At 65.0% G+C, this 15,039-nt stretch carries 11 protein-coding genes; 8 read left to right on the forward strand and 3 right to left on the reverse strand.

All coding sequences use genetic code 11. The features are described from left to right. Nucleotides 1–48: 48 nt before the first annotated feature. The 7 genes from ACEN8I_RS09845 to ACEN8I_RS09875 all read left to right on the forward strand — a co-directional run bounded on the left by ACEN8I_RS09845 (nucleotide 49) and on the right by ACEN8I_RS09875 (nucleotide 7,096). Nucleotides 49–1,041: a Bug family tripartite tricarboxylate transporter substrate binding protein gene (locus tag ACEN8I_RS09845; RefSeq protein WP_413328365.1), complete on the forward strand. Its 993-nt coding sequence runs from the start codon at nucleotides 49–51 to the stop codon at nucleotides 1,039–1,041. A 69-nt stretch (nucleotides 1,042–1,110) separates the two neighbouring features. Continuing rightward, nucleotides 1,111–1,893 carry a 2-dehydro-3-deoxyglucarate aldolase gene (garL, locus tag ACEN8I_RS09850; protein WP_413328219.1) on the forward strand — a complete coding sequence of 261 codons (783 nt, stop codon included), beginning with the start codon at nucleotides 1,111–1,113 and terminating at the stop codon, nucleotides 1,891–1,893. A gap of 54 nt (nucleotides 1,894–1,947) precedes the next feature. Continuing rightward, complete coding sequence (gene glxR, locus ACEN8I_RS09855) at nucleotides 1,948–2,838, forward strand: 2-hydroxy-3-oxopropionate reductase (RefSeq protein ID WP_413328220.1); 891 nt, start codon at nucleotides 1,948–1,950, stop codon at nucleotides 2,836–2,838. A 105-nt stretch (nucleotides 2,839–2,943) separates the two neighbouring features. Then, complete coding sequence (locus ACEN8I_RS09860; RefSeq protein WP_413328221.1) at nucleotides 2,944–3,942, forward strand: Bug family tripartite tricarboxylate transporter substrate binding protein; 999 nt, start codon at nucleotides 2,944–2,946, stop codon at nucleotides 3,940–3,942. A 153-nt stretch (nucleotides 3,943–4,095) separates the two neighbouring features. Next, on the forward strand, nucleotides 4,096–5,064 hold the full coding sequence (locus tag ACEN8I_RS09865) for a TRAP transporter substrate-binding protein (RefSeq protein WP_413328222.1): 969 nt from the start codon (nucleotides 4,096–4,098) through the stop codon (nucleotides 5,062–5,064). 20 nt (nucleotides 5,065–5,084) lie between these two features. Further along, nucleotides 5,085–6,149, forward strand: coding sequence for an aldose epimerase family protein (locus tag ACEN8I_RS09870; protein ID WP_413328223.1), 1,065 nt, complete (start codon nucleotides 5,085–5,087; stop codon nucleotides 6,147–6,149). A gap of 47 nt (nucleotides 6,150–6,196) precedes the next feature. After that, nucleotides 6,197–7,096 (forward strand): dienelactone hydrolase family protein, encoded by a 900-nt coding sequence (locus ACEN8I_RS09875; protein ID WP_413328224.1) that lies wholly within the window; start codon nucleotides 6,197–6,199, stop codon nucleotides 7,094–7,096. 63 nt (nucleotides 7,097–7,159) lie between these two features. Here the strand turns inward: ACEN8I_RS09875 and rpoD are convergent, their stop codons facing one another. Further along, on the reverse strand, nucleotides 7,160–9,625 hold the full coding sequence (gene rpoD / locus ACEN8I_RS09880) for an RNA polymerase sigma factor RpoD (RefSeq protein ID WP_413328225.1): 2,466 nt from the start codon (nucleotides 9,623–9,625) through the stop codon (nucleotides 7,160–7,162). A 391-nt stretch (nucleotides 9,626–10,016) separates the two neighbouring features. After that, nucleotides 10,017–12,011 (reverse strand): DNA primase, encoded by a 1,995-nt coding sequence (dnaG, locus tag ACEN8I_RS09885; RefSeq protein WP_413328226.1) that lies wholly within the window; start codon nucleotides 12,009–12,011, stop codon nucleotides 10,017–10,019. Nucleotides 12,012–12,189: 178 nt separating this feature from the next. Between dnaG and ACEN8I_RS09890 the strand changes: the two genes are divergently transcribed. Beyond that, a complete protein-coding gene (locus tag ACEN8I_RS09890; protein ID WP_413328227.1) occupies nucleotides 12,190–13,086 on the forward strand; it encodes a YihY/virulence factor BrkB family protein in 897 nt (298 codons plus the stop codon). Nucleotides 13,087–13,104: 18 nt separating this feature from the next. On the opposite strand, the gene ACEN8I_RS09895 is transcribed toward ACEN8I_RS09890, so the two are convergent. Beyond that, nucleotides 13,105–14,973, reverse strand: coding sequence for a gamma-glutamyltransferase family protein (locus ACEN8I_RS09895; protein ID WP_413328229.1), 1,869 nt, complete (start codon nucleotides 14,971–14,973; stop codon nucleotides 13,105–13,107). Nucleotides 14,974–15,039 lie beyond the last annotated feature (66 nt).

A 15,039-nucleotide genomic window follows, 5' to 3' on the forward strand; every position in this document is an offset into this window, starting at 1 on the left:
TGAATCGCCCGGCAACTTTTATCTGACACACACAAAGGACTCATCATGATGCAACGCCGCACCCTGCTCAATACCGCGCTGGCCGCCATGGCCGGCGGCTTTTCAACGCTTCCCGCATTCGCGCAGGGCAACTGGCCGACCGGCAAGCCCATCACCTACCTCGTGCCCTTCGCCGCGGGCGGCACCACTGACGTGCTGGGCCGGCTGATCGGGCAGAAGCTCGGCACCGCGCTGGGCACCACCATCATCGTCGACAACAAGCCCGGGGCCGGCGGCAGCGTCGGTTCGGAAGTCGGCTCGCGCGCCGCGCCGGACGGCTACACGCTGGTGGGCGGCACGGTCAGCTCGCATGCGATCAATGTGAGCCTCTATCCCAAGATCGGCTACGACCCGATCAAGTCCTTTGTGCCCGTCACGCTGATAGGCACCAACCCGCTGGTGCTGGTGGTCAACCAGGCCAGCCCCTACAAGACCTTGAAGGACGTGATCGAGGCCAGCAAAGGGAAAAGCGGCGGCCTGTCGTCCGCCTCGGCCGGGACCGGCACCTCGCAACACCTTTCGCTGGAGTTGCTGGCCTTTCGCTCCGGCGTGAAGTTCACGCACGTGCCTTACAAGGGCAGCGGCCCCGCCATCCAGGACGTGATAGGCGGGCAGGTCGATATGATGTTCGACACCAGCGTCGTGGCGGCGCCGCATGTGCAAAGCGGCAAGCTGCGCGCGATCGCGGTGACTTCCGCCAGCCGGCTGGCTTCCATGCCGGATGTGCCGACGGTGGCCGAATCCGGCCTGCCGGGCCTGGCCAATTTTGAAGTGCTGTCCTGGCAGGCGATTTTTGCGCCGGCGGGAACGCCCGCTCCCATGGTCGATCGCCTGCACAAGGAAATCGGCCGCATCCTGGCGGAACCCGAGATGCAGGGAAAACTCAAAGGCTTCGGCATGGAGCCGGCCAACATGACGACGGCCCAGATCGCCGCCTTCCAGCGCGCGGAAGTGGCCAAGTGGGCACAGGTCATCAAGGCCGCGAACATCAAGGCCGAATAGAGCTTGCCCGGCGCCCGCTTGCAAACCGCCCGCAAACCGAACCAACAGACATCGTAGAAGCAAACCACCATGACACAAGCAACTCCCTACCAATCCTTTCCCAACAGCTTCAAGCGAGACCTGCTGGCCGGCAAAAAACTGATCGGCTGCTGGTCATCCCTGGCCAACGCCATCACCACCGAGGTGCTGGGCGTGGCCGGTTTCGACTGGATCCTGCTGGACGGCGAGCATTCGCCCAACGACGTGGGCACTTTCATTCCCCAGCTGATGGCGCTCAAGGACAGCCCAAGCGCGCCCTTTGTGCGCCCCACCAGCAACAACGAGGTCGAGATCAAGCGCCTGCTCGATGCCGGCTTCTACAACTTCCTGGTGCCCTTTGTCGAAAGCGCCGATGAAGCGCGGCGCGCGGTGGCCGCCACACGCTACCCGCCGCAGGGCGTGCGCGGCGTGTCGGTTTCGCAGCGCAGCAACCGCTACGGCACTGTGCCCGACTACTTCAAGGGCATCAACGACCAGATTTGCGTCGCGGTGCAGATTGAAAGCAGCGCCGGTGTCGCGGCCGCGCGCGCGATTGCCGAAACAGAGGGTGTGGACTGCATTTTTGTCGGCCCCTCGGACCTGGCCGCCGGCCTGGGCCACCTGGGCAACGCGAGCCATCCCGATGTACAGAAAGCCATCGCCGGCGTGTTCGCCGACGCCAAGGCCTGCGGCAAGCCTACGGGCATCCTCGCGCCGGTGGAAGCCGACGCGCGGCGCTACATGGAGATGGGCGCCACCTTTGTCGCCGTGGGCAGCGACCTCGGCGTGTTCCGCTCCGCCACGCAAGCGCTGCACGACCGTTATCGCACTTAACGCGCCTGAGGGGCGCAGTGTTTTTTTGACTGAATTTTTGACTGGAGTATTTCAATGAGCAAGCTTGGATTTATCGGCCTGGGCATCATGGGCAGCCCTATGGCGGCGCACCTGATCGCGGCGGGGCACGAAGTTTTCATGAACACGCGGGGCAAGGTGCCAGCGGAACTTCTGACCGGTAAGGGCAAGGCCTGCGATTCCATCACCGATGTCGTCAAGCAGGCGGACATCATCTTCCTGATGCTGCCCGATACCCCCGACGTGGCCAAGGTGCTGTTCGGCGAAGGCGGCGTGGCCGGCGCGCTGACCAAGGGCAAGACGGTGGTGGACATGAGTTCCATCTCGCCCATGGACACCAAGGAGTTCGCCCAAAAAATCAACGCCCTGGGCTGCGACTACCTGGACGCACCGGTGTCGGGCGGCGAGGTCGGCGCCAAGGCGGCCAGCCTCACCATCATGGTGGGCGGCTCGCAGGCGGCCTTCGACCTCGTCAAGCCGCTGTTCGAGTTGATGGGCAAAAACATCACGCTGGTGGGCGGCAACGGCGACGGCCAGACCTGCAAGGTGGCCAACCAGATCATCGTGGCGCTGAACATCGCGGCCGTCGGCGAAGCCCTGCTGTTCGCCAGCAAGGCTGGCGCCGACCCGGCCAAGGTGCGCCAGGCGCTGATGGGTGGCTTTGCCTCCTCGCGCATCCTGGAAGTGCATGGCGAGCGCATGATCAAGCGCACCTTCGCGCCGGGTTTCCGCATCGGCCTGCACCAGAAGGATTTGAACCTCGCGCTCAGCGGCGCGCGCACCCTGGGCCTGGCCCTGCCGCAAACGGCGGGCGCCGCCCAGCTGATGCAGGCCTGCGCCGCCAACGGCATGCAGGACCTGGACCATTCCGCACTGGTGCGGGCGCTGGAATTGCTGGGCAACCACGAAGTCGCCAAATCGGCATAAACCGGATAAACCGGATAAACAGGACAGGCGCGTTCGAGGGGCCCGAAAGAGGCTCCCGGCGCGGCGGAGGGCTAACCCCGTTTTGAGAACATTCAGGAGACAGACATGGCGATCAATCGACGAGAACTTATCGCGGCCTCATTGGCCGTGGGGGGGGGGGGGGGGGGGGCGGGGCCCCCCCGCCCCCCCCCCCCCCCCCCCCCCCAGGCCGGATGGCCATCCAAACCGATACGGCTGGTGGTGCCTTATCCACCGGGCGGCTCTTCGGACATCATCGCGCGCGCCATTTCGCAGCCGCTCGCCGAGGCGCTCAAGCAGTCGGTCATCGTGGACAACAAGGCCGGCGCCAACGGCAACCTGGGCGCCGACATCGTGGCCAAGTCAGCGCCCGACGGCTACACGCTGCTGCTCTGCGACACCGGCGCGCTGGCCATCAGCCCCTCGGTCTACCCCAAGCTGGGGTTCGATCCGTCCAAGGACCTGCGCGGCGTCACCATGCTGGCGTATTCACCGCACCTGCTGGTGGTCCATCCCTCGGTGCCCGTGAGCAACCTCAAGGAACTGGTGGCGCTGTCGCACAAGACCGACCTGAACTTCGCGGTGACGGCCATGGGTAGCGCGCCGCACCTGGCCGGCGTGGCGGTCGAGCGTGCCAGCAAGGCCAAGTGGCAGTACATCCCCTACAAGGGCGGCTCCCAGGCCGTCAGCGACACCATCGCGGGGCAAACGCAGATTCTGATGAATGGCATGCTGGCCACCTTGCCGCACGTGCAAAGCGGCAAACTCAAAATCCTGGGCGTTTCCAAGAGCACGCGCATGCCGCTGATCGGCAATGTGCCTACGCTGGCCGAGCAAGGACTGGCCAATTTCGAATCCGGCACCTGGCAAGGCCTGCTGGTGGCCAACGGCACGCCGGCAGCCATCGTCAACCGCCTGAACACCGAACTCATCAAGATCATCCGCAGCCCCGACATACGCGCCAAACTCGCGGGGCAGGGCGCGGAAGTCGTGACCATGACACCGGCGCAGCAGGATGGCTTCTTCAACCAGGAGCGCAGCCGCTGGGCCAAGGTGGTGGTGGAAGGCAACATCAAGCTGGATTGAAAACGGCTTGCGTGAATTAATGGTGATATCGCGCCATATCTTTTGATGAGTGCGAGTCATCCGTGCGAACATCCCCTCAGGGATTGACCACCGAAAAAACACGAGACTGTCCGCCAGAGGCAGCCGTATAGCCTCACATCCAGGAGACAAAAAATGCGTATATCTTTCAAGGGGCTTTTATGCCTCTCCTTCGCGCTGTGCGCGAGCACCGCGATGGCCCAGGCCAAGCTGAGGGCCTGGAACATCCACCCCGACGGCTACCCGGTCTCGGAAGCCATGAAGAGTTTTGTGGAGCAGGTCTCCAAGAGTACCGGCGGCCGCTACAACATTGAGCTTTTTAACAGCGGCACGCTCGGCGACCAGCCCAAGGCGGTGCAAATGCTCAAGAGCGGCGAGATCGACGTGGCCGAGTTCAGCTCGGGCCCCTTGTCGGACGCGGTGCCGGGCATCAAGGTGCTGAACCTGCCTTTCCTCTTCACCGACTCGGCCCATATGTTCCGCCACCTGGACGGCAAGCTGGGCGAGCGCTTTTCCGCCAACCTCAAAGCCGCCGGCTTTGTGGTGCTGGGCTGGTACGACGGCGGCGGCCGTTCGTTTTACTGCGTCAAGCCCGTCAACAACCTGCGCGACCTGGCCGGCATGAACATCCGCGTGCAGCAGTCCGAGGTCTACATCGAGATGGTCAAGCTCATGGACGCCAAGCCGGTGGCCTTGCCCTTCAAGGACGTGCTCGGTGCGCTGGAGCAGGGCAAAGTCGATTGCGCCGAGAACAACCTGCCTTCCTATGAGTCCACGGGGCATTACAAGGTGGCCAAAAACGTCTATGTGACCAACCACGTGATCTCGCCCGAGGCACTGGTGGTGTCGACCAAACTCTGGGACAAGCTCAGCAAGGAAGACAAGGCCGCCTTCGCCGAAGCCGGCGCGAAATCCGCGATCCTGATGCGCGAGCTGTGGAACAAGCGCGTCGCCGCGGCCCTGGAAGCCACGACCAAGCAGGGCTCCCAGTTCGTCAAGGTCAAGGACGTGTCGCCCATGGTCAGGCGCATGGGGCCGCTGTACGGCAAATACATGGCCGACCCGACCACGCGCGAAGAACTGCTGACGATTATTGCCAAGTGAGCAGCCCGGACCCTACTCTTTTGCTCGATCCCGCCCGCTTCGCGCGCGAGATCGACGGCAAGCCCGTCAGGCTGTTCACGCTGCGCAACCAGCGCGGCATGACGGTCTGCGTGACCAACTACGGCGCCAAGATAGAGCAGGTGCTGGTGTCCGACCGCGCGGGACATTTTGACGACGTGGTGCTGGGTTACGACAGCATTGAGGGAGTGGTGGGCGGCGCCCCCTCCGTGGGCGCTTTTGTGGGGCGCTATGCGGGGCGCGTAGAAAACGCGCGTTTCACGCTGGGCGGCATAGAGCACCAGCTGGCGGCCAACAACGGCCCGCACTGCCTGCACGGCGGGCTGCGGGGTTCGCGCTTTCAGGTCTTCGACGCGGTGCAGCATGACGCTTCCAGCGTGGAGATGCGTTATGTGTTTGCCGGCGGCGAAGAAGGCTTTCCCGGCACGCTGGCCTTGCGCGTGCTGTACAGCGTGACGGACACTAACGAACTGGTGCTGAACTACGAAGCCGAGGCGCTGGATGCGCCCACGGTGGCCAACTTCACCACCCATGCTTTCTTCAACCTCGAAGGCGCGCACAGCGAGAGCGCGCTGGGACATGAAGTGATGATCCGCGCGAGCCGCTATTTCGAGATGACTTCCGAACTGATTGCCACGGGCAGGCTGCTGCCTGTGGAGGGCACGCCGTTTGACCTGCGCCAGCCCGTGGCGCTCGATACACGTGTGGGCAAATCGCCAGCCGAGGGCGGGGTCGCCGGCTATGACGACTGCTTCGCGATAGACCGCGACGCGGCCGAGGACGGTGAACTGGCGCTCTGCGCGCGCGTGAGTGCGCCTGCCAGCGGCCGCGTGATGGAGGTCTGGTCGAGCGAGCCCACCATGCAGTTTTACACCGGCATGCTGGCCGGCGAGCCCCTGGCCGGCGGGCCGGGCAAGGGCGGCAGGCGCTATGTGCAGCAGCAAAGCCTGTGCTTTGAGCCGCAGGGTTACCCGAACGCGCCCAACATAGCGGCCTTTCCTTCGGCCCTGCACCTGCCGGGGCAGGCGCGCCAGGGCCGAACGCTGTACCGCTTCAGTACGGCATAAACACGTCGCACGTGTCAGAATGTTCCGGCAACAACAGGGAGCCGGGCATGCGCTGGTTGAAACAGGGATGGGTGATTGGTTTGGTGTGGGCGGCGCAGATCGCCGCCGGGCCTGCCTGGGCGCAGCAGCCGCCCGAGCGTGTGCCGCCGCAGATCGTCAAGCTTCCGCTGCTCATCGACAACAAGCAGGTGGAAGTCGTCACCCACGTCTACAAGCCCGAGGGCGAAGGCCCGTTTCCGCTGGTGATTTTTTCCCATGGGCGGGCCCCTTCGCGTGTCGACAGAGCCAGGCTGGAATACCCGGTGCTGGTGGGGCACGCGAACTATTGGCTGCTCAAGGGGGTGGCCGTGGTGGCCCCGGTGAGGCCCGGTTACGGCGACACCGGCGGGCTGGACCGCGAAGACTCCGGGGCCCGCTGGAGCGGCAAGGTCTGCAGCGGCGATCCCGACTTTGCGCGCCTGGCCAGCCAGGCCGGCAAGACGGTGGTGGCGGTGCACCAGTGGGCGTTGCAGCAACCCTGGGTGCGCAGGGACAGGCTGTTGCTGGAAGGCCAGTCGGTGGGCGGCATGACCACGGTGTCGGTCGCCGCGCTCAACCTGCCGGGCGTGATAGGCGCCGTCAATTTTGCGGGCGGCTCAGGCGGCAACCCTGCAGACTCGCCCGCCAAAAGCTGCGCGCCCGAAAACCTGCGCAGGACTTACGGTGAATTCGGCAAGCTGGTCAAGGTGCCCAGCCTGTGGCTGTACGCCGAGAACGACCAGTACTGGGGGGCAGAAGCGCCCCGCGAGTGGCACGAGGCCTTCAAGGCGGGCGGCAGCGACACGCAGTTCATCCAGACCGGGCCGCTGGCCGGGCACGACGGGCATTCGCTGCTGACCTACGGCGGCAAGATGTGGTCGGTTCCGCTGGACGCCTTTGTGCGCAAGATAGGGCTGACAGCGCCCTGAGATCCTCGCAGGCATAAAAAAGCCCGGCGCCTTGCGGGGCCGGGCTTTTGGGAGAAAGCGCGTTTACAGCGTGTCGATAAAGCTGCGCAGCTTGTCCGAACGCGAAGGGTGCTTGAGCTTGCGCAGCGCCTTGGCTTCGATCTGGCGGATGCGTTCGCGCGTCACGTCGAACTGCTTGCCGACTTCCTCGAGCGTGTGGTCGGTGGACATCTCGATACCGAAGCGCATGCGCAGCACCTTGGCTTCGCGTGGCGTCAGGCTGTCGAGGATGTCTTTCACCACATCGCGCAGGCCGGCCTGCATCGCGGCTTCCAGCGGCGCGGTGTTGGCGCTGTCCTCGATGAAGTCGCCCAGGTGCGAATCGTCGTCGTCGCCGATCGGCGTTTCCATGGAGATGGGCTCCTTGGCGATCTTCATGATCTTGCGGATCTTGTCTTCCGGGATCTCCATCTTGGCGGCCAGGATGCTGGCGTCCGGCTCGAAGCCGAATTCCTGCAAGTGCTGGCGCGACAGGCGGTTCATCTTGTTGATGGTCTCGATCATGTGCACCGGGATGCGGATGGTCCGCGCCTGGTCGGCGATGGAGCGCGTGATCGCCTGGCGAATCCACCAGGTGGCGTAGGTCGAGAACTTGTAGCCGCGGCGGTATTCGAACTTGTCGACGGCCTTCATCAGGCCGATGTTGCCTTCCTGGATCAAATCGAGGAACTGCAGGCCGCGGTTGGTGTACTTCTTGGCGATCGAGATCACCAGGCGCAGGTTGGCCTCGATCATCTCTTTCTTGGCGTCGCGCGAGTTGGACTCGCCTTCGTTCATGCGCTTGTTGATGTCCTTGAGCTGGGCCAGCGGCACCACCACGCGGGCCTGCAGTTCGGCCAGCTTGGTCTGCAGTTCCTGGATGGGCGGCACGTTGCGGGCCATCACCACCGACCAGGGCTTGCCGGCGGCGACTTGTTTTTCAACCCATTTCAGGTTCAGCAGGTTGGGCGGGAAGTCCTTGATGAAGACTTCCTGGGGCATGCCGCACTTCTCGACGATGATGCGGCGCAGCTCGCGCTCCTTCTTGCGCACGTCCAGCACCTGGCCGCGCAGCATGTCGCAGAGCTTTTCAATGGTCTTGGCGGTGAAGCGCACGGTCATCAGCTCGTCGCTCAGGGCTTTTTGCGCCTTCACATAGGTGGGCGTGCCGTAGCCTTCCTTGTCGTAGGTCTTGTGGACCTTCTCGAACAGGGCGGCGATCTTGTCGAAGCGGCTGAGGGCCTCCTTCTTGAGTTCCTCGAGCTTTTTGGTCAGGGCCTTGGAGCCGCCCTTGCCGTCGTCGTCGTCTTCCTCATCGAACTCGTCGAAGTCTTCCTCGGCCACGTAGTCGTCGGCCTCGTTGGGGTTGGAAAAACCGTCGACCACGGTGGAGATGACGATCTTGCCTTCGCGGATTTCCTCGCCCAGGCGCATGATTTCAGCGATGGTGGCGGGGCTTTCCGAGATGGCTTCCATCATCTTCATGAGGCCGCCCTCGATGCGCTTGGCGATCTCGATTTCGCCTTCGCGCGTGAGCAGCTCGACCGTGCCCATTTCACGCATGTACATGCGGACCGGGTCGGTGGTGCGGCCGAATTCGCTGTCGACGGTGGACAGCGCCGCTTCGGCTTCTTCCTCGGCTTCCTCTTCGGTCGCGACGGTTGGGCCGGTGTTGTTCAGCAGCAGGGTCTCGGCGTCGGGGGCCTGCTCGTACACGGCCACACCCATGTCGTTGAGCATGTTGACCACGACTTCCAGCGTTTCGGCGTCGACCAGCTTGTCGGGAAGGTGGTCGGAGATTTCGCCGTGCGTGAGGTAGCCGCGCGTCTTGCCGAGCTTGATCAGGGTCTTCAGGCGCAGGCGGCGCTTGAGCATGTCTTCTTCGGACAGGACGGTTTCGTCCAGGCCGAATTCCTTCATCAAGGCGCGTTCCTTCGCCTTGCTGATCTTCATGCGCAGTGGTTTGACCTTCTCGGTCGTTTCCGCGACGGGTTCGCCGACCAGGTCGTCTTCAATGTCGGAGAGGTCCAGGTCTTCGCCGTCCTTGGGCGCGGCCGTGGCGCTCTTGGGCTTGCGGCCGCGCTTGGCGCCGGTGGTGGCGGCAGGCGCGCTACCGTCGGCCGCCGGGTTCTTGGGCGGGCGGCCGGGTTTCTTTTTCACGGGCACATCGGCGGGGGCGGCGAGAGGCTTGGATTCGGGGCTGGACTTGGTCGGCACGGCAGGAGCTTTCTTCAGGGGCAAATCGGAAATCGCGGATTTCGCGGTTTTCAGGGGGGCTTTGCTCACCAGGGCATTGGGTTTGCTGGGTTTGACAGATATGGTGGTTTTTCCCGGCTTTTCAACCTTGCCGCTCTTGGCGGCAGGCTTGGCTGCTGCTTTGACTGGAGGCTTGCCTGCGGGCCGGGCAGCGGCTTTGGGCGCTGTCTTGGCTTTGGGCTTGGCGGCGGCTTTGGGCTGCGCGCTTTGCGGCTTCTTGGACGTGCTCGGCTTCTTCGGCTTGGCAGTAGGCATGGGACCTCCAGTTGTCGGAAAAATTGTTCTAAATATCTATCGGCTACCAGTAAACAAAAATGCGCCTTGGCGCCTGCGCAAAGCACAGGCACGGTGGCAAGGATTCAGAGTCAGGAACAAGAGAACGGAAAAACAGGCCGGGCAGCGCCAGGAGCGCGTTGCGGTTTATTTTTCCGGGCAAGCTGTTTGGGCGAACATTTGGTGTGCAGTCCTTGCGGAATTCCCTGAGGGAAGTGGCCGTCTCATCTGTGAGTTCCCCGAAGTTTCGGGGTGGCCGGGCCGGAGGTGCTGCTGTCGCGCTTGCCGTCGAAAATCGGATTATACCCTGTTGCCTGTTTTTTGGGCGGTTTTTCACCCGCCAAAACAGCTGTTTTTCGGGCGCCGGGCCGCTCTAGCGGGCCGTGTCGGCCGGGGTTTTGAGGCTGGCCAGCAGTTCCAGGTAGCGCTGGCGGGCGTCCGGGTCGGTGGCGACGCGGGCGGCCAGCTCGCTCATCTCCTGCTGGCGGCGCAGGCGCAGCAGTTGGTCCAGGATGTTTCTAACCTCGGTCCAGTCGCTTTCTATGCCTTCGGGAATCTGAGCGATCTGGGCGGTGGCATGCCTTTCGTAGGCATGACCGCGCAGGCCCTCGCGCAGGGCCGCCCAGGGCTGGGGGCCGTGTTCGTGCAGCTGGCTCTCCAGCCAGACAAACAGCGGGCCGTGGGGCTCGGGCAGTTCGACCAGCAAATGGTGTTCCTCGGTGCTGAGCCTGTCCCAGGTCTGGGCTTCGGTCAGCAGCAGCCTGAGCACCCGGTCTTCACGGCTGGCCGGCAGGATGCGCCCGGCCACGCGGCGCGGCGTGCGGGCGCCGCTGCTGCGCCCGCCAAAGCTGTGCCCTGCCGAGGGCGGCGAAAAATACCCGGAAGGCTCGGAAGCGCTGTAATCGCGCTCTTCGGGGTAGTCCGGCGGGTAGCCGCCGGGGTCGGGCATGTCCGCATGGTGAACCGGGGCCGGCACGGCATCCTGCCTGTGGCCCTTGCCTTGGCCGCGCGGGCCGCCGCTGTTTTTGTTGCCGGACTTGTAGCCGCTGGAGGCCGGCTGCCACAGCTGCAGCAGCTCGCGGCTGTCGATCAGCACCTTGTCGGCGATCTCGGCCAGCAACTGGCGTTTAAGCGCGCCGTCGGGCATCAGGCTCCACAGCGGACGGGCATTGCTGGCCATGTGGGCGCGGCCCTCGGCGGTGTCCAGGTCGCAGCCCTCGGCGGCCGCTTCGAGCAGGAAGCGGCTCAGCGGCACGGCCTTGCTGACGTAGGCGGCAAAGCCTTCCTTGCCGTGCTCGCGGATGTAGCTGTCGGGGTCGTGCTCGGCCGGCAGGAAGAGGAACTTGACGGTGCGCACGTCGGTGGCAAAAGGCAGGGCGGCATCCAGCGCCTTGCGCGCGGCGCGGCGGCCGGCGCTGTCGCCGTCAAAGCTGAAAACCACCGAATCGGTGAAGCGAAACAGCTTTTGCACATGGTCGGCGGTGCAGGCGGTGCCCAGGGTGGCCACCGCGTTAGCAAAGCCCATTTGGGCCAGCGCCACCACGTCCATATAGCCTTCGGTGACCAGGGCGTAGCCGTGCTCGCGCAGGGCGGTACGCGCTTCGAACAGGCCGTAAAGCTCGCGCCCCTTGCTGAAGACCGGGGTTTCGGGTGAATTGAGGTATTTGGGCTTGTCGTCCCCCAGCACGCGGCCGCCAAAGCCTATGCATTCGCCTTTGACGTTACGAATGGGGAACATGACCCGGTCGCGAAAGCGGTCATAACGCTTGGCCTCGCCGGCGGCGTTTTCGTCGCCGGGCTCGCCGGTAATGACCAGGCCGCTTTCGACCAGCAGCGGGTCGTTGTAGTCGGGAAAGACGCTGGCCAGGCTGCGCCAGCCTTCGGGCGCATAGCCCAGGCCGAAGGTCTTGGCGACTTCGCCCGAGACGCCGCGGCCCTTGAAGTAGTCGATGGCGCGCTCGGAGTTGCGCAGGGCCTTGATGTAGGCGATGCCGGCTTTTTCGAGCACGCTGGTGAGCGTGGCCTGCTGTTCGCGCATCTGCGCGGCGCGGGCGCGGTCCTGCGGCGAGACGTCGTCTTCGGGCACCTGCAGGCCGTATTGCTGGGCCAGGTCCTTGACGGCCTCAATGAAGGTCATGCCGGCGTGCTCCATCAGGAAGCTGATGGCATTGCCATTCTTGCCGCAGCCGAAGCAGTGGTAGAACTGCTTGGAGGGGCTGACACTGAAGGAGGGCGATTTTTCGCCATGGAAAGGGCACAGCCCCATGAAATTGGCGCCGCCCTTTTTGAGCTGTACATGGCGGCCCACGATATCCACCACGTCGGCGCGCGCGAGCAGTTCCTGGATGAATGTTTGAGGGATGGCCATGGGGGAGAGGGGAGTCAATTTAGCACACGCGCCCCGGCCGGGGGCCCGCCGGCGCCCATAGCCCTGGAGGGGAATGGGCACTGGGCTGACATGCGTTGGCGGCATCCGGCGGCAGCGGGGCGCCCCGGCGCTTCCCACAATGGACTTTTCCCTGCCGCCCCGGGACCGGGGCCTTCCCATGACGCTTGCCCCCAATCTCGCCTATGTTTTCAGCCATCCCGGCGCCTTCGCGCTTCGGGTGCTCAAGGGTTTTCGCGCCAACCAGGGCTTGCTGCTGGCCGGCGCGGTGGCCTATTACGCGCTGCTGTCGATTGTTCCGCTCCTGATCCTTGTCGCGATCGCGCTGTCGCATGTGATTGACCAGGAGGCCCTGCTGCGGGCGCTGGGCCGCTACATCGGCTGGCTCGCGCCCGGCCAGGGCGGCTTCATCACGGCCGAGCTGGCCAATTTCCTGGCGCACCGGGAGGTACTGGGCTGGGTCCTGCTGGCCACCATGCTGTTTTTCAGTTCGCTGGCTTTCACGGTGCTGGAAAACGCGATGTCGGTGATCTTTCTGCACCGCGTGGCGATTCGCCGCCGCCATCCGCTGGTCTCGGCCATCCTGCCTTATTGCTACATCGTGTTCGTGGGACTGGGCTTGCTGCTGGTGACGCTGGTGTCGGGCGGCCTGCAGGCGCTCGGTGAAAAAAGCCTGGATTTCCTCGGCTGGGAATGGTCGCTCAGCGGGTTTTCCGGCGTGCTGCTGTATCTGCTGGGCCTGGTGGGCGAGGTACTGCTGTTGACCTCGCTGTATATGGTGATGCCGGTGGGCCGCCTGCAATGGCGGCACGCGCTGCTGGGCGGCATCACCGCCGCGCTGCTCTGGGAGCTGACGCGCCACCTGCTCGTGTGGTACTTCTCCACGCTGTCGCAGGTTGGTCTGGTGTACGGCTCCCTCACCACCGCCATCGTGGTGCTGCTGAGCCTGGAAATCGCGGCCGCCTTGCTGCTGCTCGGCGCGCAGGTGATTTCGGAGTACGAACGCCTGGGCTCGGCCCGGCAGGACCAGCCCGCCAAGCCCATGCGGCTGGGTTAGCCGCATGGGCCCAGTTGCTTAGTCGCCCAGGACCAACCCCTCGCGCCGCGGGTCGGCGCCGCCGAAGAAGCCTTCGGGCGTTTTCTGGATGGCCTGCAGGCCGCTGGTCATGGTTTGCTCGCGCACCTCGGCGCCGCGGCTGCGCAGCGCCTCGACGGTGGCCGGCGAGAAGCGCTTTTCTTCCAGGATGCTGGGGCCGTTGAGCGAGCCGAAGTTGGGCAGGTCGATGGCCTGCTGGGCGTTCAAGCCCCAGTTCAGCGTGCCGTAGAGCGTCTTGGCCGTGAAGTGGATGATGAGCGCGCCGCCGGGGCTGCCGCCGCTCATGACGAGCTGGCCCGAGTTCTTGTCGAACACCAGCGTGGGCGCCATGGACGAGCGCGGGCGCTTGCCGGGCTGCACGCGGTTGGCCACGGGTTTGCCTTCGGCGTCCGTTGGGGCGAAGCTGAAGTCGGTGAGCTCGTTGTTGAGCAAAAAGCCGCCGGCCTTGCCAGTGCCGCCGTCGGTCATCAGGCGCGAGCCGAACTGGTCTTCAATCGTCGTGGTCATGGCGATCGCGTTGCCGTAGCCGTCGATGATGCTGATGTGCGAGGTGCCGTACTCGGGCTGGTCTGGCATGGGCGCATGAGCTGTCTTCACCGCACCGGGCACGCCGGGTTTGGCGGTCTTCATGCTGGGGCCTGCGGGCTGTATCAGTTTGGCGCGCTCGCTCAGGTAGGCGGGGGCCAGCAGGCTCATCCAGCTGCCGCCCGGGGGCTGCACGAAATCCGGGTCGCCCAGGTACTGGCCGCGGTCGGCAAAAGCCAGGCGGGACGCCTCGGTGTAGAGGTGCAGCCAGTCGGCCGAAGGCGTGGGCGCAACCGTGCCGGGAACCCCGCCGCTGCCGGTGACCAGGCCCAGGGTGGCGGCCGGCGTGTTGTTCAAGATGCCGAGGATTTGCCCAACGGCGATCGCGCCCGAGCTGGGCGGCGGCATGCCGCACAGGCGGTAGGCCTTGCCGGCGGCGCTGTAATCGGTGCAGATCGGGTCGCGCTTTTTGGGCTGGTAGCCGGCCAGGTCGGCCAGGGCCAGTTTGCCGGGGTTGCTCGCGTGGCCCTGCACCTTGGCGACGATGGCCTGGGCCACCTGGCCTTCGAGCAGCGCGCTCGATCCTTTGGCCGCGATCTGGCGCAGCACCTCGGCCAGGGCCGGGTTGCGCAGGGTCTGGCCCACGTCCACCGGGCTGCCGTCGGGCTTGTAGAAGTAGGCGGCTGCCGTGGCGTCCTTCTTCAGGTGCTGCTCGCCTTTGAGCAGGGTGTTCAGGCGCGGGCTGACCTTGAAGCCGCCTTCGGCTAGCTGGATGGCCGGCGCGAAGAGCTGGGCCCAGGGAAGCCGGCCGTACTGCTTGTGGGCCATCTCCAGCATGCGCACGGTGCCGGGCGTGCCGACGGATCGGCCGCCGACCACGCCGTCGTAAAAGGCCATGGGCTTGCCGTCAGCGCCGATAAAGAGCTTTTCATCGGCCGCCGCGGGCGCGGTTTCACGGCCGTCAAAGGCCTCGACCTTGCCGCCGCTGGCATGCAGCAGGAAGGCGCCGCCGCCTATGCCGCTGGATTGCGGCTCCACCAGCGTGAGCACCATTTGCACGGCAATCGCCGCGTCTACGGCCGAGCCGCCGGCCTTGAGCACCTGGTAACCGGCGTCGGTGGCCAGCGGGTTGGCGGCGGCCACGGCGAACTTCTTCGTGGCCCAGCCCGGCTTGGGCGTGAAGCCCGAAGAACCTTCGGGCTGCATGTACTTGGCGCCGCGCGCGACTTCGTCGGCCGGGACCTGGTAGGTGAAGGAGGAGGGGCTGCTGGCGCAGGCGGCCAGCAGCGCGGTGGCCGCCAGTGCTGGGAAGGCGTGTCTCATGGGATATCCTTGACTGTAGTTTTTGCTTGGGGGGCTGTAGGCCCGCCGGCAAATATAGCCAGCGGC

It is taken from the genome of Polaromonas sp. CT11-55 (assembly GCF_047303325.1).
Classification (GTDB): Bacteria; Pseudomonadota; Gammaproteobacteria; order Burkholderiales; family Burkholderiaceae_C; genus Polaromonas.